Source organism: Massilia sp. CFBP9012 (genome assembly GCF_034045115.1).
In the GTDB taxonomy this organism is placed as follows: Bacteria; Pseudomonadota; Gammaproteobacteria; order Burkholderiales; family Burkholderiaceae_D; genus Telluria.
In genome coordinates this window covers 631,585-654,341 of the sequence record NZ_JAXCWM010000001.1, presented here as the reverse complement: position 1 = coordinate 654,341, position 22,757 = coordinate 631,585, and the positions used below count along the sequence as shown (strand labels likewise).

The 22,757-nt window shown below is 66.7% G+C and carries 19 protein-coding genes; 10 read left to right on the top strand and 9 right to left on the bottom strand.

What is annotated here, in order from left to right; genetic code table 11:
• Window positions 1-306 precede the first annotated feature (306 nt).
• From SOM61_RS02655 to SOM61_RS02645, 3 genes are read right to left on the bottom strand one after another with little or no spacing between them, the layout of a single operon-like run.
• Entirely contained in the window at window positions 307-993 is a 687-nt protein-coding gene (locus SOM61_RS02655; RefSeq protein ID WP_320472653.1) for a response regulator transcription factor, read from the bottom strand.
• Between the two features lie 22 nt (window positions 994-1,015).
• Complete coding sequence (locus SOM61_RS02650) at window positions 1,016-2,959, bottom strand: type IV pili methyl-accepting chemotaxis transducer N-terminal domain-containing protein (protein ID WP_320472652.1); 1,944 nt, start codon at window positions 2,957-2,959, stop codon at window positions 1,016-1,018.
• 5 nt (window positions 2,960-2,964) lie between these two features.
• Entirely contained in the window at window positions 2,965-3,633 is a 669-nt protein-coding gene (locus SOM61_RS02645) for a carbonic anhydrase (protein ID WP_320472651.1), read from the bottom strand.
• A 261-nt stretch (window positions 3,634-3,894) separates the two neighbouring features.
• On the opposite strand from SOM61_RS02645, the gene SOM61_RS02640 reads away from it, so the two are divergent.
• The 6 genes from SOM61_RS02640 (at window position 3,895) to SOM61_RS02615 (ending at window position 9,783) form a co-directional block, all read left to right on the top strand.
• Window positions 3,895-4,572 (top strand): Crp/Fnr family transcriptional regulator, encoded by a 678-nt coding sequence (locus SOM61_RS02640; protein WP_414674922.1) that lies wholly within the window; start codon window positions 3,895-3,897, stop codon window positions 4,570-4,572.
• 37 nt (window positions 4,573-4,609) lie between these two features.
• On the top strand, window positions 4,610-5,116 hold the full coding sequence (locus SOM61_RS02635; RefSeq protein WP_320472650.1) for an RrF2 family transcriptional regulator: 507 nt from the start codon (window positions 4,610-4,612) through the stop codon (window positions 5,114-5,116).
• Entirely contained in the window at window positions 5,113-5,367 is a 255-nt protein-coding gene (locus tag SOM61_RS02630; protein WP_320472649.1) for a DUF2249 domain-containing protein, read from the top strand. The genes SOM61_RS02635 and SOM61_RS02630 overlap by 4 nt, the downstream gene beginning before the upstream one ends.
• Window positions 5,352-6,638, top strand: a complete 1,287-nt coding sequence (locus SOM61_RS02625) for a permease (RefSeq protein WP_320472648.1) — start codon at window positions 5,352-5,354, stop codon at window positions 6,636-6,638. The genes SOM61_RS02630 and SOM61_RS02625 overlap by 16 nt, the downstream gene beginning before the upstream one ends.
• Before the next feature lie 116 nt (window positions 6,639-6,754).
• Window positions 6,755-8,956 carry an NADP-dependent malic enzyme gene (locus SOM61_RS02620; protein ID WP_320472647.1) on the top strand — a complete coding sequence of 734 codons (2,202 nt, stop codon included), beginning with the start codon at window positions 6,755-6,757 and terminating at the stop codon, window positions 8,954-8,956.
• Between the two features lie 62 nt (window positions 8,957-9,018).
• On the top strand, window positions 9,019-9,783 hold the full coding sequence (locus SOM61_RS02615; RefSeq protein WP_320472646.1) for a sulfite exporter TauE/SafE family protein: 765 nt from the start codon (window positions 9,019-9,021) through the stop codon (window positions 9,781-9,783).
• 24 nt (window positions 9,784-9,807) lie between these two features.
• Here SOM61_RS02615 and SOM61_RS02610 read toward each other — a convergent pair whose 3' ends face one another.
• Complete coding sequence (locus SOM61_RS02610) at window positions 9,808-10,704, bottom strand: LysR substrate-binding domain-containing protein (RefSeq protein ID WP_320472645.1); 897 nt, start codon at window positions 10,702-10,704, stop codon at window positions 9,808-9,810.
• Window positions 10,705-10,799: 95 nt separating this feature from the next.
• Here SOM61_RS02610 and SOM61_RS02605 point away from each other — a divergent pair, with 95 nt between their 5' ends.
• Complete coding sequence (locus tag SOM61_RS02605; protein ID WP_320472644.1) at window positions 10,800-11,966, top strand: mandelate racemase/muconate lactonizing enzyme family protein; 1,167 nt, start codon at window positions 10,800-10,802, stop codon at window positions 11,964-11,966.
• On the opposite strand, the gene SOM61_RS02600 is transcribed toward SOM61_RS02605, so the two are convergent.
• A complete protein-coding gene (locus tag SOM61_RS02600; RefSeq protein ID WP_320472643.1) occupies window positions 11,956-12,420 on the bottom strand; it encodes an RDD family protein in 465 nt (154 codons plus the stop codon). The genes SOM61_RS02605 and SOM61_RS02600 overlap by 11 nt on opposite strands.
• Before the next feature lie 114 nt (window positions 12,421-12,534).
• On the bottom strand, window positions 12,535-13,623 hold the full coding sequence (locus SOM61_RS02595; protein WP_320472642.1) for a tartrate dehydrogenase: 1,089 nt from the start codon (window positions 13,621-13,623) through the stop codon (window positions 12,535-12,537).
• A 95-nt stretch (window positions 13,624-13,718) separates the two neighbouring features.
• On the opposite strand from SOM61_RS02595, the gene SOM61_RS02590 reads away from it, so the two are divergent.
• From SOM61_RS02590 to SOM61_RS02580, 3 genes are all read left to right on the top strand, one after another.
• On the top strand, window positions 13,719-14,627 hold the full coding sequence (locus SOM61_RS02590) for a LysR substrate-binding domain-containing protein (RefSeq protein ID WP_320472641.1): 909 nt from the start codon (window positions 13,719-13,721) through the stop codon (window positions 14,625-14,627).
• A 344-nt stretch (window positions 14,628-14,971) separates the two neighbouring features.
• On the top strand, window positions 14,972-15,622 hold the full coding sequence (locus SOM61_RS02585) for a YitT family protein (RefSeq protein WP_229415048.1): 651 nt from the start codon (window positions 14,972-14,974) through the stop codon (window positions 15,620-15,622).
• Between the two features lie 515 nt (window positions 15,623-16,137).
• Window positions 16,138-17,493: an amidohydrolase family protein gene (locus tag SOM61_RS02580; RefSeq protein WP_320472640.1), complete on the top strand. Its 1,356-nt coding sequence runs from the start codon at window positions 16,138-16,140 to the stop codon at window positions 17,491-17,493.
• Here SOM61_RS02580 and SOM61_RS02575 read toward each other — a convergent pair.
• Genes SOM61_RS02575 through SOM61_RS02565 form a run of 3 tightly spaced genes read right to left on the bottom strand, consistent with a single transcriptional unit; the run spans window position 17,487 to window position 22,756 of the window.
• On the bottom strand, window positions 17,487-18,869 hold the full coding sequence (locus SOM61_RS02575) for a sensor histidine kinase (protein WP_320472639.1): 1,383 nt from the start codon (window positions 18,867-18,869) through the stop codon (window positions 17,487-17,489). The genes SOM61_RS02580 and SOM61_RS02575 overlap by 7 nt on opposite strands.
• Before the next feature lie 10 nt (window positions 18,870-18,879).
• On the bottom strand, window positions 18,880-19,560 hold the full coding sequence (locus SOM61_RS02570) for a response regulator transcription factor (protein WP_147934098.1): 681 nt from the start codon (window positions 19,558-19,560) through the stop codon (window positions 18,880-18,882).
• Window positions 19,561-19,567: 7 nt separating this feature from the next.
• Window positions 19,568-22,756, bottom strand: a complete 3,189-nt coding sequence (locus SOM61_RS02565) for an efflux RND transporter permease subunit (RefSeq protein WP_320472638.1) — start codon at window positions 22,754-22,756, stop codon at window positions 19,568-19,570.
• Window position 22,757 lies beyond the last annotated feature (1 nt).

Here is a 22,757-nt window from a genome sequence, read left to right as displayed (position 1 = left end):
GTCCGGAATAATTTCGGGCGCTTGAATAAGCCCGCTTCATAGGAAAAACCACGTCGTTCCCGCGGAGGCGGGAACCCAAGTGTGCCCGGCCAGTGGCCTGGAAATCGACCTCCGATGAACGTTCGGGCAACGCAAGAGCATGAACATTCTGTGATTTCACTTGGATCCCCGCCTTCGCGGGGATGACGATGCATATTTTGCGTATAAATATTCCGGACACCAGTGCGCCTTCGCGGGAATGACGTGCTGAGGTCGTGGTACTAACGTCAAAAAGCACTTAGCTGATCCCGCACCCTCAGTCAGACCCTAGTTGCGTCGCTCCTGCCCCGACTGCAATCCATGCTCCACCGCGAACACCGCCGCCTGCACCCGGCTCGACAGCCCGAGCTTTTTGAGGATGTTCTGGACGTGGATCTTGACCGTGCTTTCGGCCAAATCCAGGGCGCGCGCGATCACCTTGTTGCTTTCGCCGCGCGCCAGGCAGGCCAGGATCTCGCGCTCGCGCGGGGTGAGCTTGTCCAGTTCCGACACCGCTGCAGGCGCCCTGGCTGCGCCGCCACGCTGCACGTGGGCGAACAGCTTGCCGGCCAGCGACTCGGCCAGCACCGATTCGCCGGCGGCCGCGCGTTCCACGGCCCGGGTCAGGTAATCGGCGTCGATGTTCTTGAGCAGGTAGCCGCGCGCGCCGGCCTGCAGGGCCGCGGCCAGGTCCTCCGCTTCCTCGGACACGGTCAGCATCAGCACCGCGGCGCCGGGCCGGTCCTGCAGCATCAGCTGCAGGGTCTCGATGCCCGACATGCCGGGCATGTTCAGGTCGAGCAGGACGACGTCGGGCTTGAGTTGCAGGGCGCGCTTGACGCCATCGACCCCATCGGCGGCTTCTCCCACCACGTTGAAGCGCGGATTGCGCTGCAACAGCGAACGCACGCCGCTGCGAAACAGGGTATGGTCGTCCACCAGCAGCACGCTGATCGTTTCGCCTTCACCAGGCATTCAGATTCCCTTTCATATTGATTCAGGCGGCGCGGCGCTGCGCCTGCCCGAGCCGGAGCCGGACCGTGGTCCCGGCGCCCGGCGTCGATTCGATCTCGAGGCTGGCGCCGATGCGGCCGGCGCGCTCGCCCATGATGTGCAGGCCCACGTGGCTGCCGTCGGCGTCCGGCTTCGCGCCGGCATCGAAGCCGGCGCCGTCATCTTTGACGTTCACCAGGTAGTCGTCGCCGTCGTCGACCCGCACTTCCACGCGGCTGGCGCGGGCGTGCTTGCGCACGTTCGACAGCGCTTCCTGGACGATGAACAGGATCTGCAGCTGCACCTCGCGTTCGATCGGCGGTCCACCCTTGCCGTGCACCGAGAACGCGGTGTCGACGCCGGCTTGGGTTGAGAACTTGCGTACCGTCTTGTGCAGGGCCGCGTTCAGGTCTTCTTCCGCCAGCCGGCTGCGGAAGTTCAGCAGCAGCTCGCGCACGTCCTCGTAGCTTTCCTGGACCCCTGCGCGCAGCAGCGGCACGATCTCGGCCGCCTCGGCAGGGCGTCCCGCGGCGAGCGAGGTTTCCAGCATCTGCACCTGCAGGTTGAGGAAGTTCAGGCCTTGCGCGATGCTGTCGTGCAGGCCGCGCGCGACCAGGTTGCGTTCTTCGGAGATTGCCATCTCGCGCTCGCGCGCCGCCAGCCGCATGTTCTCGATCGCCACCCCGACCAGCTTGGCCAGCGTCTCGAGCAGGGCGCGTTCGCGCTCGCTGAAGCTGCGGCCGTGCATGAAGTGAAGGCTGAACAGGCCGACGTGCTGGTCTTGCGCGTGGATCTGGAATACCGAGATGGTGGCGAAGCCTTCGCGGCTGCAGGCCAGCGGGCCGATCTGCGGCATGTCTTCCAGCCTGTGCACCACCGAGATCTTCCGGGCCGCCGCTTCGCCGCACAGGCATTCGCCGATCTTCATGCAGCGCTCGGCCTCGGCCATCTCGCTGGACAGGCCGTCGTGCACCACCATGTGCATGTTCTCGTTGGCCGGGTCGACGATGCGCACGGTGCTGCCGGCCGCGCCGAAATAGGCCGCGATGCGCGACAGGAAACCGCTGCACATGGTCGCCAAAGTGTGGCGCTGCTGCAGGAATGCCGCGCAGTCGTACAGCAGGGCCAGTTCGCGGTTCTTGTCTTCGAGGCTGACGGTCTTGCGCCGCACCTCGTCTTCGAGGTTGCAATACAGGTGCTGCAGGCGGTCGGCCATTTCGTTGAAGCCGCTCGACAGCTGGCCGAATTCATCGCGGCTCTCGACGTCCAGGCGCACGCCGAAGTCACTGCCGGCCATGCTGCGCATGCCTTCGCGCAGCCGCATCACGGGCGCGATGATCAGCGCGAACATCAGGTAGACCAGGGCCACGGTGCCGCCGATCGCCAGCGCGACCAGCACCAGCTGCGAGGCGCGCAGCCAGAAGGTGCGCAGTTCGTTGTCGCGTTCGATCAGGTTGACCAGCCGGTCGAGGTCGGCCACGTAGTCCTCGAGCTGGTTGTCGAACAGGCGCAGCGCCTCGATGCGCGCCGGGCCCTCCAGTTGCAGCACCTGGCGCGCGCTGGGCCGCACCTGGCTGCCCCAGCGCCGCGCCACGTCGAGGAAGGCGCCGTGGATCGCCGGCGTCGGCGGCAATCCCAGCGGACGTTGCGGATCGCCGCGTTCGAGCAGCAGCAGGGTCGCTTCGATGGTGGCGATCTGGCGTTCGACGCGCGCATAGGCGTCGATGATGGGCGCATCCTGCGTGCGCGGCAGGGCCAGCGCCAGCCGGTAATTGTGGCGGCGCAGGCTGCCGGTCTCGTTGATCGCGGCCGCCGCCCCTTCGAGCTGCCACGACAGCCACAGGGTGGCGCCGATCGCGGCCAGGGCCAGCAGCAGGAAGCCGATCAGGGCGCCGACGATCTTGGTGGACAGGCGTTGGAAAGGGGCAAGGGCGGAATAGGCTGGCATGCGGTTCAGGCGGCGCGCGGCACGTTCACCGCGACGGGATCGAGTATGGGCAGGAATTCCTGCTTGCGCGCCGAGTAGGCGAGCAGGGTGCCGGCGGCAAGGTCGAAATACCAGCCGTGCATGGCTAGTGTACCAGCCTCGACGCGGCGGCGGATCCACGGATAGGTCAGCAGGTTGTCGAGCGAGTGCAGGATGCTGGCCAGTTCGGCCGCGCGGCACTGTTCGTCGGCGTGCTTGTGGTGCAGTTCGCGCAGCACGTCGAGCCGCACCGGTTCGGCCAATCGCATCCAGCGCGCGACGAAGCCGGTCTGCTCCGCCTCTTCGCTGATGCGTGTGCCCGACATCAGGGCGCGTATGCCGCCGCAGCGCGCGTGACCGAGCACGATGATGCGCGCCACCTCCAGGCCGCATACCGCGAACTCGATGGCCGAACTGACGCCCGGCGGGGCGTCCGGGGCGCACGGCGGCACCAGATTGGCGATATTGCGCACCACGAAGATGTCGCCCGGATCGCAGCCGGTCAGCAGCGCCGGATCGACCCGCGCATCGCAGCAGCCGATGACCAGGGTGCGCGGATGCTGGCCCTGGCGCAGGCTGTCGAGCGCGGTGGGCTCCTTCAGGTATTGCTCCTGGAAGCGGCTGAAGCCGCGGATGAATTTTTCGATGTCCTGCATGTCGGCCTCCGGTTGGCCCCATTGTAGGCAGCGGCGGCTCCGGCGGCAGTCGGCATGACGACGTACGGTTTCTAGGTCTAATTGACTATTTCCACAGCTAGCTCGGGCGTTTTTGATCCACATCAAGTTTTTGTTTAGTCAACGAATTGTAGGATGCGGCATGCGCAATCGCTGCTTTGGAGCGGATGCGCTTTCCGGTGCGCCGGATGTTCCAGGCGCCCCCGTTTCGTTCGTTTCCACGGGCTACGCCCTGAATTTATCGTGAGCCGACACCGCATCGCACCCCGCCAGTTCCTGGCAACCCTGTCCCTGTTCGCCGACCTCTCGTCCGAACAGCTCGACATGCTCGCGCAAGCGACTACCGAGCTGCACGTGCCGCGCGGCCGCGTGGTCGTCGAACGCGGCGAATCCTGCAGCGGCCTGCACGCCGTGATCTACGGCGACGTCAAGCTCTCCATCGTCTCGAGCGAAGGCGACGAGAAGGTGGTCGAACTGATCGGCCCCGGCCAGAGCTTCGGCGAGGCGCCGCTGTTCATGGAGCGGCCCTACATGACCCAGGCCGAGACGCTGGCCGACAGCATGCTGCTGCACATCTCGAAGCACGCGATCTACGCCCAGATCGAGCGCAATCCCGGTTTCTCGCGGCGCCTGCTGGCGTCCATGAGCCGGCGCCTGCACGGCCTGATCTCGGACGTCGAATCCTATACCCTGCGCAGCGGCAGCCAGCGCATCGTCAGCTACCTGCTCAAGGACGATCCGGCGCAGGGCGCCGAAGTGACGCTGGCGGCGCGCAAGAAGATGATCGCGTCGCGCCTGTCGCTGTCGCCCGAATACTTTTCGCGCGTGCTGCACGACATGGCCCACCGCGGCATGGTCGGCATCGCCGGGCGCAGCATCACCATCCTCGACATCGAGCGCCTGCGCGCCTACGAAGGCTGACGCCGCGCCGTCATCAACCAACCACGAAGGCGTTCATATGTACATGCACCTGACCGAATTCACCGACAACGCCCTGCGCCTGCTGGTCTACCTGGGCAACCACCGTGAGCGGATCGCAACCATCAACGAGATCGCCGAGCGCTACGGCATTTCGCGCCACCACCTGGCCAAGGTGTCCTGCGTGCTGGCCGCGTCCGGGCTGATCGAGACCTCGCGCGGTCGACTGGGCGGGATGCGCCTGGCCGGCGCGCCGCGCGACATCCGCCTGGGCGAAGTCGTGCGCTGCACCGAGCGCGGCCTGGCGGGTGGCGCCCGCAGTGGTCCGCGCAGCGCCCAGGACGGCGAGCGGCCGCCATGCCGCCAGCCGGGCGACCGCCTGCAGCAGTCGCTGGCGGTGGCCACCGCCGCCTATCTGGCCGAACTCAATCGCGTGACCCTGGCCGACCTGATTCCCGGCAGCGGGGAGGCGCACGGTGAAATACCCGGCTGGCTGGCCACGAATGCCTGGCGCTGGCAGCACTCGACGCTGGAGGAGGGGGCATGAGTACATTGGCCCCCAGCGCCGACACCGTCCGCATCGACGTCTCGGCGCTGGCGGCGCCCGAACCGATGGAGCGCATCCTCGATGCGCTTGCCGTGCTGCCGCCGGGCGCCCGGCTGCAGGTGCTGATCCACCGCGAGCCGTTTCCGCTGTACGAGATCCTCGACCGGCGCGGCTGGGACCACCGCACCACACGCCGGCCGGACGCCCGCTACGACCTCGTGATCGAAGCGATGGCATGCAGCGCGCCCTGAGCTACGCGGCGATGCCCGCGCTGCGGGTGCCGCTGCCGTTCATGCTGGCGGCGCCGTGCTTCGCGCTGGCGGCGGCGCTGCTGCTGGTGTGGCACGGCGAAGCGGCGCTGGTCTTGCGCTGGACTCCGGTCACGCTCTGCATGACCCACCTGGTGGTGCTGGGTTTCCTGACCATGACGATCGTCGGTTCGCTGTTCCAGCTGTTGCCGGTGACGGCGGGCGTGGCGGTGCCGCTGGCACGGCAGGTGGCGGTCTTTTGCTGGTGCGCGCTGGCGCTGGGCACGGCCGTGCTGGCCGCGGCGCTCGGCCTGGGCCTGGGCGCGACGGCATTTCGCCTCGCGGCCGGCCTGCTGGGCAGCGCCGGCTTCGTGTTCCTGAGCGCGATCGGGGCCGCCATCGCGCGCCCGGTGCCGGCGGGCGCGAAGCCGCTGGTGGAAGGCGTGCGCTACGCGGCGGCGGCGCTGGCGATCACGATCGCGATCGGCGCCGCGCTGGCGCTCTATCTGGGCGGAGTGGGCACCGTCAATGCGCCGCTGCTCACCGACATCCACGCCACCTGGGGCCTGGTCGGCTGGGTGATCGTGCTGACGGCGACCGTGTCGTTCCAGGTGATCCCGATGTTCCAGGGGACGGCCACCTATCCGCGCCTGCTCGAGACCTGGCTGCCGCCACTGGTATTCGCCCTGCTGTTCGGCTGGAGCGCGGCGACGCTGTTCGACGCCGCCTGGTGGGCCCTGGTATGCGAGACCGGGATCGGCGCGCTGCTGCTGCACTACGCGGTCACCACGGTAGCCTGGCTACGAGGCCGGAAAGGCAAGCGCAAGCCGGATACCGGGACCCGTTACTGGCTGCTCGCGATGGGCTGCCTGCTGCTGGCGGCGCTGCTGCATTTCATTCCGTTCGAGTTGGTCTTCGATTCGGTGGATGCGCTGCCCCTGCTCACCGGCGTGCTGGTGATCGTGGGCTGCGCGATGTCCGCGGTGAACGGCATGCTGTACAAGATCGTACCCTTCCTGGTCTGGTACCACCTGGCCCACGACGAACGCCTGCCGCGCGAACGCATCCCCAGGATGTCGGCAGTGCTGGGCGAGGCGCAGGCCGCGCGCCAGTGGCGCTGGCACCTTGCAGGGCTGGCGCTGCTGGTGCTGGCCTGCCTGTTCCCCGCCGTGCTGGCGCGGCCCGCTGGCCTGTTCCTGATGGTGTCCTTGCTATTGCTGGCGCGCGACGTCGCCGCCGCGGCGCTGCTGTACGTACGCCTGCGCGGCGCATAAAACAGCACGACCGTACGCAACCGCGTCCACACGCGATGGTGTCGCTTCGGCTAGAATGTTTGCCCATGAATGGAAGGCCGCCTTCCACGCCGCGACATCCAAGTTATAGGAAGACCATGAGTACCGATAGTAATCTGAACGAAGCCCAGAACACCCAGTTGCGCATCGACGCGCTCGAATACCATCGTAGTCCGACCCGAGGCAAGATCGAAGTGGTGGCCACCAAGCCGCTGTCGAACCAGCGCGACCTGTCGCTGGCCTACTCGCCGGGCGTGGCCTACGCCTGCGAGGAAATCGCCGCCGATCCGGCGACCGCCTTCGATTACACCTCGCGCGGCAACCTGGTGGCCGTGATCACGAACGGCACCGCGGTGCTTGGCCTGGGCAATATCGGCCCGCTGGCATCGAAGCCGGTCATGGAAGGCAAGGGTTGCCTGTTCAAGAAATTCGCCGGCGTCGACGTGTTCGACCTGGAACTGGACGAACTGGATCCGGACAAGCTGGTCGACGCCATCGCCATGCTCGAACCGACCGTTGGCGGCATCAACCTGGAAGACATCAAGGCGCCGGAATGCTTCTACATCGAGAAGAAGCTGCGCGAGCGCATGAACATCCCGGTCTTCCACGACGACCAGCACGGCACCGCGATCATCTCGACCGCGGCGCTGCTCAACGCGCTGAAGGTGGTGGGCAAGGACATCGGCCAGATCAAGCTGGTGGCCTCGGGCGCCGGCGCGGCGGCCATCGCCTGCCTGGACATGATGGTGTTGCTGGGCGTGAAGCAGTCGAACATCTACGTCACCGACTCGAAGGGCGTGATCTGGCAGGGCCGCGAAGCGAATATGGAAGCCAACAAGGCGCGCTATGCGCAGGCGACCGATGCCCGCACCCTGGGCGATATCGTCAAGGACGCCGACGTGTTCCTGGGCTGCTCGACCGCCGGCGTGCTCACCGCCGACATGGTCAAGACCATGGCCGACAAGCCGGTGATCCTGGCCCTGGCCAATCCGGAACCGGAGATCCGTCCTGAAGTAGCGAAAGCCGCGCGTCCGGACGTCATCATCGCCACCGGCCGTTCGGACTATCCGAACCAGGTCAACAACGTGCTGTGCTTCCCTTACATCTTCCGCGGCGCGCTCGATTGCGGCGCGACCCGCATCACCGACGAGATGAAGCTGGCCTGCGTGACCGCGATCGCCGAGCTGGCCGAAGCCGAGGCGAGCGACGTGGTGGCGCTGGCCTACGAAGGCCAGGACCTGACCTTCGGCCCTGAATACATCATCCCGAAGCCGTTCGATCCGCGCCTGCTGGCCGCGATCGCCCCGCGCGTGGCGCAGGCGGCCGCCGATTCGGGCGTGGCGACCCGTCCGATCGCCGACATGGACGCCTACCGCGACAAGCTGGGCGAGATGATCTACCACACCGGTTTCTTCATGAAGCCGGTGTTCAACAAGGCGCGCGCCAATGTGCGCAAGGTGGCCTACGCCGAAGCGAACGAGCCGCGCGTGCTGCGCGCGGTGCAGGCGGTGGTGGACGAGGGCATCGCCCAGCCGGTGCTGATCGGCGACGAGACCGCGATCGCGCGCGCCGTCAAGCAGGCCGGCCTGCGCCTGCAGGCGGGCGTGGACTACACGGTCATCGCAGCGGAATCCGACACCACGCTGCAAGGCACGCGCCTGCTGAAGTCGGGCCAGGTCGACGCCCTGATCTGCGGCATGACCGGCAGCTATGACAGCCACCTGGAACACGTCAGGAACGAAATCGGCGTGGCGCCGGGCGCCGAAGTGCTGGCCGCGATGAACGCGCTGGTGCTCGACAAGCTGACCCTGTTCATCACCGACACCTACGTCAACGAGACCCCGAGCGCCCAGGAACTGGCGGCGATCACCCGCCTGGCGGCCGAGGCGCTGCAGCACTTCGGCCTGGAGCCGAAGGCGGCGCTGCTGTCGCACTCCTCGCAGGGTTCGTCCGAGCGTCCGTCGGCGCGCCGCATGCGTGAAGCGCGCGCGCTGCTGGCCGAGCAGTCCCCCGAGCTGGCGGTGGTCGGCGAGATCCACGGCGACGCCGCGCTGTCGCAGGAAATCCGCGACATCTACGGGATCGACGCCGGCTACAACGGCAGCGCCAACCTGCTGGTGATGCCGTCGCTGGACGCGGCCAACATCCTGTTCAATGTGCTCAAGGTCGCCAGCGGCAAGGGCGTGACGGTGGGCCCGATCCTTCTGGGCGCGGCCAAGTCGGTGCACATCCTGAGCCCGAGCGCCACCGTGCGCCGCATCGTGAACATGACGGCGCTGGCGGCGGCGCAGGTCGTCTAAGGCGTTAATCCTTCCCATCCGACGGCCCCTTGCGAGGGGCCGTCGCGTTTCTGGTTCTGTCTATGATTTCGGTGATCGACCTTGCATTGAACTTCGGCCTGGGCGCCTCGCTCGGCATTGCCGGCGGCATGCTGGGCATTGGCGGCGGCCTGATCGCCATTCCGGTGCTGGGCCTGTTGTACGGCATGAACCAGCACCTGGCCCAGGGCACGGCGCTGGTGATGATCGCGCCGAACGTGGCGATTGGCTTCTGGCGCTATCACCAGAAGCACCCGGTCGACCTGCGCTCGGTCGGCGTGGCCGGCCTGTGCTCGATCGGGACCGCCTGGCTGGCGGCGCGCTTCGCAGTGGCGATCGACGCCCAGGTGCTGCACTACGCTTTCGCGCTGTTCCTGCTCGCGCTGGCGCTGTACTTCGGCTGGCCATCCCGGCGCAAGACCGGCGCGCCGCCGCCCGCGAGGGAAGTGCCGCGCCGGTTGATGCCGGCGATCGGCATCGCCAGCGGCGCGGTGTCTGGTTTCTTCACGATCGGCGGCGGCATGGTGGTGGTGCCGGCGCTGGTGAGCCTGTTCAAGATGCCGCAGACGCGCGCCCAGGGCATGGCGCTGGCGCTGGTGGTGCCGGGCGCCTTCGTGGCGTTGGCCACCTACGGCCACAGCGGCGCGGTCGACTGGCAGGTCGGCCTGCCGCTGGCGCTGGGAGGGGTGCTGACCGTGTCGTGGGGCGTGCACCTGGCGCACACCCTGCCGCCACGGCTGTTGCGGGTGGCGTTCAGCTCGGTGCTGCTGGCGGCCGCCGTGACGATGCTGGTGACTGGCGGCGCCTGAGCCGCATGGGCCGAATGAGTGGGCTCAGGCCGGCGCGAACTGCGCGGCCAGGAAATCGATGAAGGCGCGCGCCCGCGCCGACTGCCGGCGTCCGCCCGGATAGACCACGTACAGGTCGGCCGCCGGCTGCACGTACTGCGGCAGCACGATGCGCAGGCGGCCGCTGTCGACGTATTTTTTCAAGTCCCATTCCGAGCGCACCAGGATGCCGTGGCCGTCCAGCGCCCAGCCGAGGGCGATGTCGCCATCGTTGCTCGACAGCGTGCCCTGCACCTTCACCGAGACATTGCGGCCCTCGTGCACCAGGCGCCACACGCCGTGCGCGTCCTCGTTCTGGCGGTGGACGATGCAGCGGTGCCGCGCCAGGTCGGCCAGGCTGCCCGGCGTGCCGTGCTGCTCAAGGTAGCGTGGCGAGGCGCACAGGAAGCGCCGGTTCGACATGATGCGGCGCGCCACCAGGCGCTGGTCGGGCAGCTCGCCGAAGCGGATCGCCAGGTCGATGCCGGCCGCGACCAGGTCGACCGGGCGGTCGGTGACGTCGAGCTGCACCTCGACCTGCGGATAGCGCTGGGCGAAGCTCGAGACCAGCGGCGCGATCGCGGTGCGCCCAAAGCCCAGCGAGGCGTTCACCTTCAGCCGCCCACGCGGCACCGAGCGCGTGCTCGATACCGCTTCTTCCATTTCGCGCAGCTCGGCCAGGATCCGGGTCGCGTAGTGCAGATAGGTTTCGCCTTCCGGCGTCAGGCTGCTGGTGCGGGTGGTGCGGTTGACCAGGCGCACGCCCAGGTGTTGTTCCAGCTGCGCCAGACGCTTGGTGGCGGCGGGCGGGGTCAGGTCCAGCTCGCGCGCGGCGGCCGACAGGTTGCCGTGCCTGGCCAGCAGGACGAAGAATTCGAGGTGGGAGGCGAGGTCGTTTTTCACCGCAGGTTAATAATCTAGTGAATCCGGCTCAATCATAACCGCCTTTGAAGAGAATAATCTGGTGGCTCGTTCAACCGCAAGCGAAGGAATCCCAGATGAGAATCGTCGAAATCCGCGAAAAGACTGTCCCGATCAGCTCCCCGATCCGCAATGCCTATATCGATTTCAGCAAGATGACGCTGAGCGTGGTCGCGGTGGTGACCGACGTCGTGCGCGACGGGAAGCCGGTGATCGGCTACGGCTTCAATTCTAACGGCCGCTACGGCCAGGGCACCCTGATGCGCGAGCGCTTCATCCCGCGCATCCTCGAGGCCGACCCGGCGTCACTAGTCGACGATACGGGCGACAATCTGGATCCGCACAAGGTATGGCAGGCGATGTTCACCAACGAGAAGCCGGGTGGCCATGGCGAGCGCTCGGTGGCCATCGGCACCATCGACATGGCGGTGTGGGACGCGACCGCCAAGATCGCCGGCAAGCCGCTGTTCCAGCTGCTGGCCGAGCGTTATGGCAACGGCGAGCCGGATCGGAAAGTGTTCGTGTACGCGGCCGGCGGCTATTACTATCCGGGCCAGGACCACGGCAAGCTGAAGGACGAGATGCGCAGCTACCTGGATCGCGGCTACACGGTGGTCAAGAAGAAGATCGGCGGCGCCTCGCTCGACGAAGACCTGCGCCGCATCGATTCGATCCTGAGCGTGCTGGGGGATGGCCAGAAGCTGGCGGTGGACGCCAACGGCCGCTTCGACCTGGACACCGCAATCGGCTACGCCAAGGCGCTGTCGCAGTACGATCTGTTCTGGTACGAGGAGGCGGGCGACCCGCTCGACTACGAGCTGCAGGCCACGCTGCGCAACTACTACGACAAGCCGATGGCCACCGGCGAGAACCTGTTCTCGATGCAGGACGCGCGCAACCTGATCCGCCACGGCGGCATGCGTCCCGACCGTGACTGGCTGCAGTTCGACTGCGCGCTGAGCTACGGGCTGGTGGAATACCTGCGCACGCTCGATATGCTGCGCCAGCATGGCTGGTCGGCCAGCCGCTGCATTCCGCACGGCGGCCACCAGATGTCGTTGAACATCGCGGCCGGGCTGGGGCTGGGCGGCAACGAGTCCTATCCCGACCTGTTCCAGCCGTATGGCGGATTCCCTGATGGCGTGAAGGTCGAGAATGGTTTCATCACGATGCCCGACTTGCCGGGAATCGGGTTCGAGGGCAAGGCCGACCTGATTGCCGAGATGCGGCGGCTTACCGCTTGAGTGGGGGCGTCGTGCGCCTGCGCCGCTTGACCACGACCGTGCCGGCCATCTTGTCGTGCCAGCCCTGCTTGCGCGCATCGATGCCGACCCAGATGAGGCCTAGCCCCAGCGGGATGCTGGAGACGAAGTAGCCGATGTAGCGCACCAGGAACTGGCGCGCGCTCGGCCTGGCGCCGGTGCGGGCGTCGACGATGACGGCGTCGATGGCCATCTTGCCCGGCGTGGTCGAGCGTGCGAGCCAGAACAGCATGATGACGATGGCGGGCAGCACCCAGCCGATCAACAGGTCGGCCAGGCCGCCGTCGAAGGACGGATTGTGCCAATAGGCCGGCCCGTACAGGTACCAGAGCAGCGGCGCCGTGAGCATCATCATCAGGATGGTGTCGAGGAGGGCGGCGCCTACCCGGAGCCAGAAGCCGACGTATTCCGGTTCGCTTGCGTCGTGCGGCGCCATGCTGTCCTTTCGGGCGGGATGTCAGTGATGCAGTGGACAGTAGCACCGGCCCGGCCGGCATGCAAGCAGGCCGGGCGCAGGTCAGACGCAGGTCAGACGCAAGTGAGCCGCAGGTCAGCTGTCCTTGTCCAGATAGCGCGCCACCGCTTGGCCCACCTCGGTGGTGTTGGCCTCGCCGCCCATGTCCGGCGTGCGCGGGCCTTCGACCAGGCAGCGTTCGATCGCCGCCAGCATGGCGTCGTGGGCGGCGGTATAGGTGGCGTCGCCCTGGCCCAGGAACTCGAGCATCATCGCTCCGGACCAGATCATCGCGATCGGGTTGGCGATGTTCTTGCCGTAGATGTCGGGCGCCGAACCGTGCACCGGCTCGAACAGGGAAGGGAAGGTCCGCTCCGGATTCAGGTTGGCCGACGGCGCGATGCCGATGGTGCCGGTGCAGGCCGGGCCGAGGTCGGACAGGATGTCGCCGAACAGGTTCGAGGCCACCACCACATCGAAGCGCTCGGGCGAGATCACGAAGCGCGCGCACAGGATGTCGATGTGGTACTTGTCCCATTTGACGTCGCCATACTGCTGGCCGATGGCGGCCACGCGCTCGTCCCAGTAGGGCATCGAGATCGAGATACCGTTCGACTTGGTGGCGGCGGTCAGGTGTTTCTTCGGACGGCGCTGGGCCAGGTCGAAAGCGTACTTGAGGATGCGGTCGGTGCCGTGGCGGGTGAAGACCGATTCCTGCAGCACGAATTCGCGCTCGGTCCCTTCGAACATCTTGCCGCCGACCGAGGAGTATTCGCCTTCGGTGTTTTCGCGCACCACGTAGAAGTCGATGTCGCCGGGCTTCTTGTTGGCCAGTGGGCAGGGCACGCCGGGCATCAGGCGCACCGGGCGCAGGTTGACGTACTGGTCGAACTCGCGCCGGAACTTGAGCAGCGAACCCCACAACGAGACATGGTCGGGCACCGTGTCGGGCCAGCCGACGGCGCCGAAATAGATCGCCTCGAAGCCGTCGAGCTGCTGGCGCCAGTCGTCCGGCATCATCTTGCCGTGCTGGGCGTAGTAGTCGCAGTCCGCCCAGGCGAAGGTGGTGAATTCGAGGCGGATGCCGAAGCGGCGGGCGGTCACCTCGAGGGCGCGCAGGCCCTCGGGCATGACTTCCTTGCCGATGCCGTCGCCGGCGATGACTGCGATCTTGTGGGTGTTCATGTGGCGTGCTCCTGCGTGCTGGATGGGTGTGGTCAGCATAATCCAAAACGCGGTGTTTATAATATGGCTTTCCGTGGCTGCAAGGAACACGAATCGTGAATAATCTGTTGGAGAATGCCGACTTGCGCGTGTTCGTGACCGTCGTGCGCAAGGGCTCGTTCGCCCAGGCCGCCGCGGAACTGGGCATGTCGGCGGCTTATGTGAGCAAGCGCATCGGCGTGCTGGAAGAGGCGCTGGGCGTGCGGCTGTTCCAGCGCACTACGCGCCGCATCGTCATCACCGAGGAGGGCGAGCAGGCCTTCGGGCGGGCCCAGGCCATCCTGGACAGCCTGGACGGTCTGGTCGACGAGGTATCGGAGCGGCGCCGCGAGCCCAGTGGCCGGGTGCGCATCTGCAGCAGCTTCGGCTTCGGGCGCAATGTGGTGGCGCCGGCCATCGCCAAGCTGGTGCGCGCCTATCCGGCGCTGCAGATCCGGTTCGAGGTGTTCGACCGCCTGGTCGATCCGGTGGCCGAAGGTTTCGACCTCGACGTGCGCATCGGCGACGAGATCGCGCCGCAGCTGATCGCGCGCCGCCTGATGGCGAACCACCGCATCCTGTGCGCGGCGCCGGATTACCTCGCACGGCATGGCGCGCCGCGCGCGCTGCAGGAGCTGTCCGGCCACCAGTGCCTGGTGATCAAGGAGCGCGACCACCCATTCGGTGTGTGGCGGCTGCGCGCGCGCGGGGGCGAGGAGACGGTGAAGGTCTCGGGTGCGCTGTCGACCAACCACGGCGAGATCGCGCTGCGCTGGGCGCTCGACGGCGCCGGCATCATCCTGCGCTCGCGCTGGCATGCCCAGCCCCATCTCGATGCCGGGCGGCTGGTGCAGGTGCTGCCCGACTTCAGCCAGGAAGCGAATGTCTGGGCCGTGTATCCCCAGCGGCTGGGCAATTCGGCCAAGGTGCGGGTGTGCGTGGAATTCCTGGAACGCGAGCTGGCGGTGGGGCGAGCACCGGAATAGGGCATATCGGCTGCGTGGCTCGCACTGAAACAGGGGTGCGCGCACTGGAATGGTGCTCCGCACAAGCCTGTTGGCCGAGGTGTTTCTCATCTACTACGCCAGCATGCCTGGTGTATCGACATTGCGCCGCAACATGAGCGATAATAGCGCCCCGAAGCACACCATACCCCGTGCGTTTCGCGCATTTGCGCCTACCCGGCGCGCCGGCATCCCTGTTACCTCTATATCTCAAGGAACATGAACTTCAGCTCTACGCTCGTCGCTACCCCCTGCACGGCCACCCGGCGGACCCTGTCCGTTCGCGTGGCGATCGCCACCATCGTCGTCGATGCGGCGGTGCGCGGATGAGCCAGTCTGCCATGTTCCCCGGTTCGGCATCGTCGTCCCAGCGCGCAGTCGTGGTCAAGCCGCATTCGCCACTCGATGACGTCTACGGCATTGCCGTCGGCGTGCTGTTCGTCGTGATCGGCATCGTGCTGCTGCAGGCGGCCCAGCTGATCACGGGCGGCGTGGCCGGCATCGCGCTGCTGACGTCGTATGTGAGCGGGCTGTCGGTCGGCACGCTGTTCATGATGATCAACGTGCCGTTTTTCCTGTTCGGCTACCTGTTCATGGGGCCGCTCTTCACCTTGAAGTCGCTGGCGGGCAGCGCGTTGATCATGGGCCTGCTCAAGATCATGCCCTTCGTGCTGGTGATCGATCACATCCACCCCGCGGTGGCGGCGCTGGGCGGCGGCACCTTCTGCGGCATGGGCATCCTGGCCATGGCGCGCCATGGCGCCGGCGTCGGCGGCACCGGCATCGTCACCCTGTGGCTGCAAAAAAAGTACGGCATCAATGCCGGCCGCACCCAGGTCATGATCGACAGCGTCATCCTGCTGCTGGCCCTCGGCCTGGTAGCCCCGCACCTGGTCGGCTGGTCGGCACTGAGCGCGGTGGCGATGAGCAGCATGGTCATGGTCTGGCACCGCTCCGGCCGCTACTTCGGCAGCTAACCCTCAATTAGGGTCAGAGTCGAATTATTGAGCAATTTCTCCGCTTGATTGGCAGCTATTCTCGATGAACAGCTGCCTATAATCAGGCAGCGAAATAATGAGGGTCAGCGTCGAATTATTTTCCAATTGATTTTTAAAAATTGGCAAACAATTCGACACTGACCCTCTTTGTTTTACGTTCGTGCGAGCGCTATCATCCGTAAAACTATTTCTCGGCTCTAATTGGTTCTCAATCGCCAACAAAAATGGCGCCAAATCTGGCGCAAAGAATTAGGGTCAGAGTCGACTTATTGAGCAATTTCTCGGATCGTCGATAAGTTCGACGCTAATGCTCAGGTCGATCAGAAATATTGCCCAGCAATTAGGGTCAGAGTCGAATTATTGGCCAATTGATTTGCTGAAGTTGTCAAACAATTTTACTCTGACCCTAATTATGGATTGGGCTGGGGCGGTAAGCGCGCGCGGCTGGGTGGAAGTGGGTTGTAGAATTGAAATTTTATTGTCTGGAAATTGCCATGCCGCGTCTATTGCGTTGTGTTGTGTTCGGGCTGTTGTTTGCGTCGTGTCAGGCGGTTTTTGGGCAGCCGCGTGGCTTGCTGATTCAGAATGCGTATGTCGTCAGCCTTGATCCACAGCAGGGCGAGCGGCGCGATGCGGATGTGCTGGTAAGGGATGGGCGGATCGTGGCGGTTGGGCGCGGGCTTGAGGCGGCGGGGGCGGAGCGGATCGATGCGCGTGGGATGATCCTGCTGCCGGGGCTGGTCGATACGCATAACCATCTGTGGCTCAGTGCGGCGCGCGGGCAGTTTCGGAATACACCTGACACCGATTATTTTGCGCTCAAGAAGCGGTTGGGGCGGCACTATACGCCGGATGACGTTCGTATAGGCACGTATTTCGGCGCTGTTGAGACCCTGGCGTCGGGCGTTACGACCACCGTCGATTTCTTCCATAACCTGCGCAGCCCGGCGCATCTGGAGGCGGCTGAACAGGCGCTGCTGCGAAGCGGTATTCGCGCGCGGTTGCTGGCGGGCGCGCATGACGATCTTGGCGCGGCCGAGAGCGTCGACCTCGAGCTGCTCGCCGCCGCGGCGGCGCGGGAGAGGCCGGGGCGGGTCACGCTGGGGCTCGGCTGGCGCGGTGTGGGGGAGGGCAAGGCCGACGTGGCCGCGACCGGCCGCCGCGAGATCGCGGCCGCGCGCAAGCTCGGCTTGCCGGTCTCGGTGCATTCCGGCGGCAAGCGCAACGGCGCACTGGCCGCCAGCGGACTGTTAGGTGAGGACGTGCAGATCGTGCATGCCACCGGCGCCACGCCCGCCGAGCTGGCGGCGTTTCGAAAGGCCGGCAGCGCGCTGTCGCTGACGCCGGTCACCGAGCAGCGGGTCGGCTATGGCCTGACCGTGCTGGACGACTACTCGGCGGTCGGGCGCATCGGCCTGGGCATCGACGGCACCGCGCTGGCCGGCAGCGCCGACCTGTTCGCCAATATGCGCCTGCTCGCGCTTACCGCATCCGGCGCCGGGAAAAAGGAAACAGCGGTCGCCCCGCGCCACATCCTCGAACTGGCGACGATCGAGGCGGCGCGCTCGATCGGCATGGACGATCAGATCGGTTCGATCACGCCCGGCAAGCGCGCCGACCTGATCCTGCTCGACCCCGGCGCCCTGAACATGGCCCTGGCCGAGGACAGCGATCCCTATGCCCTGATCGTGTACTCGGCCACGCCGGCCAATGTCGATACGGTGATCGTCGACGGCGTCGTACTCAAGCGAGACGGGCGCCTGATCGGCGTCGATGTTCCCCAGGTGATGAAAGAGGCGCGCGCCTCGATCGACGCCATCCTCGAACGCTCAGGGGGGAAACCTCAATAGGCTTTCGCCGCCGGATTGGCGTGCAGCAGCAGGCTGGCGCGCAGGCCCGGATGGTTGTCTTCCAGCGTCAGGCTGCCGCCATGCAGGCGCGCCACGGCCGAGACCACGCTCAGGCCCAGGCCCACGCCCGGCGTGCCGCGGCTGGCGTCGACCCGGTAGAAGCGCTCGATCACGCGCGTGCGCTCGTGTTCCGGAATGCCCGGGCCGTTGTCGGCCACCACCACCGCCACCCGGTCGGCGTCGAGGCGGCGCGCGGTGATCGCGATCGCGCCGCGCACCGGCGCGTATTTCAGGGCGTTGTCGACCATATTGCCCAGGGCCTGGGCCAGCAGCACCGGGTCGCCCACCACCCGCAGATCTTCGGGCGCGTCGAAGCCCAGGTCGATGTCCTTCAGTTCGGCCACCGGGCCGTAGAATTCGGTGACCTCGGCGCCCAGCGCGGCCAGGTCGACCTCGACGAAACCGCGGCGCCGGCTGCCGCTGTCGATCTCGGCCAGGCGCAGCAGCGCGTTGAAGATGCCCATCACCCGGTCGACGTCGTCGATGGCGGCGTCGATCTCGGCGAAGGTTTCCTCGCTCGGCGGACGCGCCACCGACAGCTCCTCGAGCCGCGCGCGCAGCTCCGACAGCGGCGTGCGCAGGTCGTGCGCGATCGCGTTCGACACGTCCTGCACCCCCGTCACCAGGTGCTCGATCTGGTCCAGCATGCGGTTCACGGTGCGGGTCAGCTGCTGCAGCTCGTCGCCGTCGCGCGGCTCCACCAGGCGGTGCGACAGCTTGCCCTCGATGATCGAGGCCGTGGTCTGGCTGATGCGCTGCACCCGCCCCAGGAGCGCGCGGCGGATCAACACGCCGCCCAGCGCGGCTCCCACCAGCACCGCCAGTGCGCAGCCCAGCAGGCCGTAGGCGAACAGGCGCTCGAGCTGCTGGAAGCGATCCAGGTTGCTGGCCACCAGCAGCATATAGCCGTCTTCCAGCGTCACCCGCACCAGCTCCACGTTGCGCGGCTTGTCGTCGACCCGGATCGTCACCTGGCACAGGCCGTCGCGTTCGGGTACGCCCTCGGGCCACTCCGGCAGGTTGCCGGCCAGCTTGGCGCCATCGGGCGCCACGAACAGCATGATCTTGCGCACGCCGTCATTGACGCCGTGGACCTGGCTGTCGATCGCCGCCGCCAGCGCCGGCGGGCCCTGGCGCTCGAACAGGTTGCGCAGGTGCCGGGCGTCCGTCTTGAGCAGCTGGGTGCGCACCTCGCCGATATTCTTGTGCCAGGCGAACCACAGCGGCGCGGCGAACATCGCCAGCACCAGCAGGGTGACGACGGCGTATCCGATCGCGATGGTGCGGGCGGAAAAACTGGGCAGGCGCAGGTTCAAGACGGATGTCTCATGGCTGGTCGGTCAGCATATAGCCGGCATTGCGCACGGTGCGCAGCAGCGGAGTGGCAAAGCCCGCGTCGATCTTCTGGCGCAGCTTGCTGATGTGGACGTCGATGACGTTGGTCTGCGGGTCGAAGTGGTAATCCCACACGTTCTCGAGCAGCATGGTGCGCGTCACCACCTGGTTGGCGTGGCGCAGCAGGTAAGTGAGCAGCTTGAATTCGCGCGGCTGCAGCGCCACCGGCTTGCCGGCGCGCGTGACGCGGTGCGACAGCATGTCGACCGACAGGTCGCCCAGGCTCATCACGGTTTCCACCGCCTGGCTCTGCGAGCGGCGCAGCAGGGCGTCGAGCCGCGCCAGCAGCTCGCCGAAGGCGAACGGCTTGGTCAGGTAGTCGTCGCCGCCGGCGCGCAGGCCGCGGATGCGGTCGTCCACGCCATCCAGCGCGCTCAAGATGAGGATCGGCACCCGGTTGCCCTGCTGGCGCAGCGCTTCGATGATGCCCAGGCCGTCGATCCCGCCCGGCAGCATGCGGTCCATGACGATCGCGTCGTAAGGCTCGCTGACGGCATGGTACATGCCGTCGCGGCCGTTGTCGGCGTGGTCGACCGTATGGCCGGCCTCGGTCAGCCCCTTCTTGACGAAGCGGGCCACGCGTTCATTATCTTCGACGAGTAACAGTTTCACGGCAGTCTCAGTGGGAAGCCGGCATTGTATCCGCTGCCTCGGCCTCGGCCTTCGGCGCGTGGGCCACCGGCGGTGGCGGCGGCGGCGCGTGGATCGCCGGCGGCTTGGCGCGGCCGGCGACGATCACGTAGAACAGCGGAATCAGGAAGGTCGCCAGGAAGGTCGCCGTCAGCATCCCGCCGATCACGCCGATGCCCAGCGCGTTCTGGCTGCCCGAGCCGGCCCCGCTGGAGATCGCCAGCGGCAGCACGCCCAGGATGAAGGCCATCGAGGTCATGATGATCGGACGCAGGCGCACCTTCGACGCTTCCATGACCGCCTCGACCAGCTCCATGCCCTGCATCTGCAGCTCGCGTGCGAATTCCGCGATCAGGATCGCGTTCTTGGCCGACAGGCCGATGGTGGTCAACAGGCCCACCTGGAAGAACACGTCGTTCTCCATGCCGAAGGCGGTGGCCGCGCCCAGCGCACCGAGCACGCCGATCGGCACCACCATGATCACCGAGATCGGGATCGCCCAGCTCTCGTACAGCGCCGCCAGACACAGGAACACGACCAGGATCGACAGTGCGTACAGCAGCGGCGCCTGGGCGCCGGCCTGGGATTCCTGCAGCGAGATGCCGCTCCATTCGAAGCCGATGCCTTGCGGCAGCTGGGCCGCCAGGCGGGTCATGATGGCCATCGCCTCGCCGGTGCTGTGGCCGGCGGTCGGCTGGCCCACGATCTCGGCCGAGGTGATGCCGTTATAGCGCTGCATCGACGGCGAACCCCATGACCAGCGCGCGCTGGCGAAGCTCGAGAATGGCACCATATCGCCCTGGCCGTTCCTGACGTGCAGCAGCTTGATATCGTCCGGGTTCATGCGGAACTGGGCGTCGGCCTGGATGTAGACACGCTTGATGCGATTGTCCATGTCGAGGAAGTTGTTGATGTAGCGCGAGCCCCAGGCGGTCGAGAAGGTCTGGTCGACCAGGGTCAGGTCGATGCCCAGCGCAGCCGCCTTCTCGCGGTCGATGTCGATCTTGTAGGTCGGGTTGTCGGCCTGGCCGGTGAAGCGCACCCGGGTCAGGGCCGGTTCCTTGGCGGCCAGTTCCAGCAGCTGGTCGCGCGCCTTGGCCAGTGCGTCGCGGCCAAGGCCGCCGCGGTCCTGCAGCTGCATCGTGAAGCCGGTGGCCGAGCCCAGGCCGCGGATCGACGGCGGCTCGATCGGCACCACCTGGGCGTTCTGCAAGTCCTTGTAGCGCGCGGCGATCCGGTTGGAGAGCGCCGACACGTGCAGGGCATCGTCCTTGCGCTCGTTCCAGTCGTGCAGGCGCACGAACATGCGTCCCACGTTCTGGCCGCGCTGGCCCTGGCCCGAGCCGTTGATGACCATGGTCGCCTCGACCATCGCCTTCTCGTCATTGAGCAGATAGGTGCTGATCTCATCGAGCACCTTGCCGGTCTGTTCCTGGGTGGTGCCGGCCGGGGTCTGGACCTGGACCAGCATGAAGCCCTGGTCTTCCTTGGGCAGGAAGCCGCCCGGCAGGCGCAGGAACAGCGCCGCGACGATGCCGATGATGACCAGGTACACCACCATCCACAGCGCGCGGCGGCCCAGGATGCTGCTCACCGCGCCCAGGTAGCGGTCGCGGCTCTTGTCGAAGCCGCGGTTGAACCAGCCGAAGAAACCCTTTTTTTCGTGGTGATTGGGATCGACCGGCTTGAGCATGGTCGCGCACAGCGCCGGGGTCAGGGTTAGCGCGATGAAGGCCGACAGCAGCATCGAGGCCACCACCGTCAGCGAGAACTCGCGGTAGATCGCGCCCACCGTGCCGCTCGAGAAGGCCACCGGCACGAACACCGCCGACAGCACCAGGGCCACGCCGATCAGCGCGCTGGTGATCTGGCCCATGGCCTTGACGGTCGCTTCCTTCGGCGGCAGGCCATCCTCGTGCATCACGCGCTCGACGTTCTCGACCACCACGATGGCGTCATCGACCAAGAGGCCGATCGACAGCACCAGGCCGAACATCGACAGCGTATTGACGGTAAAGCCCAGCGCCGCCATGATGCCGAAAGTCCCCAGCAGCACGACCGGCACCGTGATCGACGGGATCAGGGTGGCGCGGAAGTTTTGCAGGAACAGGTACATGACCAGGAACACCAGCACGATGCCCTCGATCAGGGTGTGCACCACGCCGCTGATCGATTGCTCGATGAAGGGCGTGACGTCGTTCGGGTACACGGTGCGCAGGCCCGGCGGGAAGAATTCGCCCAGCTCGGCCAGGCGGGCGCGCACCGCAACCGCGGTGTCGAGCGCGTTCGCGCCCGGCGCCAGCTGGATGCCCAGGCCCGACGCCGGCTTGCCGTTGTAGCGCACGTCGACGTGGTAGTTCTCGGAGCCGAGCGCGACCCGCGCCACGTCCCCGATGCGCACGCTCGAGCCGTCCGGCTGGACCTTGACCAGGATGCGCTGGAATTCCTCCGGCGTGCGCAGCAGCGTCGCCTGGGTGATGGTGGCGTTGATCGATTGTCCCTGCACCGCCGGCGTGCCGCCCAGCTGGCCGCCCGAGACCTGCACGTTCTGGGCCCGGATGGCGGCGCTGACGTCCAGCGGCGTGAGGGCGTACGCGGTCAGCTTGACCGGGTCGAGCCAGATCCGCATCGCGTACTGGGTGCCGAACACGTTCATGCTGCCCACGCCCGAGATGCGGCTGAGCGGATCCTGGATGTTCGACGACACGTAGTTGGCGATGTCGAACTTGGTCATGCTGTCGTCGTCCGACACGAAGGCGGCCACCATCAGGAAGTCGCTGGTCGACTTGGTTACCCGCAGGCCGGTCTGCTGCACCTCGGCCGGCAGGCGCGGCACGGCCGCCTGCAGCTGGTTCTGCACCTGCACCTGGGCGATGTCGGGATCGGTGCCGGCGGCGAAGGTCAGGGTGGTGGTCGAGCGACCCGAATCGTCGCTCGAGGAGTCCATGTACAGCAGGTTGTCGATCGCGGTAAGCTGCTGCTCGATCACCTGGATCACGGTGTTCTGCATGGTCTCGGCCGAGGCGCCCGGGAAGTCGGCCTGGATCTGCACCGACGGCGGCGACACCGGCGGATACTGCTCGATCGGCATGCTGTACAGGGCGATGCCGCCTGTCAGCATGATGAGCAGCGAAATGACGATCGCGAAGATCGGGCGCTGGATGAAGAACTTTGGCATC

Bases quoted from the DNA above. Each gene is read 5' to 3' on its own strand.
- SOM61_RS02655 (WP_320472653.1), bottom strand. From the start codon at position 993: ATGCCTGGTGAAGGCGAAACGATCAGCGTGCTGCTGGTGGACGACCAT.
- SOM61_RS02650 (WP_320472652.1), bottom strand. From the start codon at position 2,959: ATGCCAGCCTATTCCGCCCTTGCCCCTTTCCAACGCCTGTCCACCAAG.
- SOM61_RS02645 (WP_320472651.1), bottom strand. From the start codon at position 3,633: ATGCAGGACATCGAAAAATTCATCCGCGGCTTCAGCCGCTTCCAGGAG.
- SOM61_RS02635 (WP_320472650.1), top strand. From the start codon at position 4,610: ATGTACATGCACCTGACCGAATTCACCGACAACGCCCTGCGCCTGCTG.
- SOM61_RS02630 (WP_320472649.1), top strand. From the start codon at position 5,113: ATGAGTACATTGGCCCCCAGCGCCGACACCGTCCGCATCGACGTCTCG.
- SOM61_RS02625 (WP_320472648.1), top strand. From the start codon at position 5,352: ATGCAGCGCGCCCTGAGCTACGCGGCGATGCCCGCGCTGCGGGTGCCG.
- SOM61_RS02620 (WP_320472647.1), top strand. From the start codon at position 6,755: ATGAGTACCGATAGTAATCTGAACGAAGCCCAGAACACCCAGTTGCGC.
- SOM61_RS02615 (WP_320472646.1), top strand. From the start codon at position 9,019: ATGATTTCGGTGATCGACCTTGCATTGAACTTCGGCCTGGGCGCCTCG.
- SOM61_RS02605 (WP_320472644.1), top strand. From the start codon at position 10,800: ATGAGAATCGTCGAAATCCGCGAAAAGACTGTCCCGATCAGCTCCCCG.
- SOM61_RS02600 (WP_320472643.1), bottom strand. From the start codon at position 12,420: ATGGCGCCGCACGACGCAAGCGAACCGGAATACGTCGGCTTCTGGCTC.
- SOM61_RS02595 (WP_320472642.1), bottom strand. From the start codon at position 13,623: ATGAACACCCACAAGATCGCAGTCATCGCCGGCGACGGCATCGGCAAG.
- SOM61_RS02585 (WP_229415048.1), top strand. From the start codon at position 14,972: ATGAGCCAGTCTGCCATGTTCCCCGGTTCGGCATCGTCGTCCCAGCGC.
- SOM61_RS02580 (WP_320472640.1), top strand. From the start codon at position 16,138: ATGCCGCGTCTATTGCGTTGTGTTGTGTTCGGGCTGTTGTTTGCGTCG.
- SOM61_RS02565 (WP_320472638.1), bottom strand. From the start codon at position 22,756: ATGCCAAAGTTCTTCATCCAGCGCCCGATCTTCGCGATCGTCATTTCG.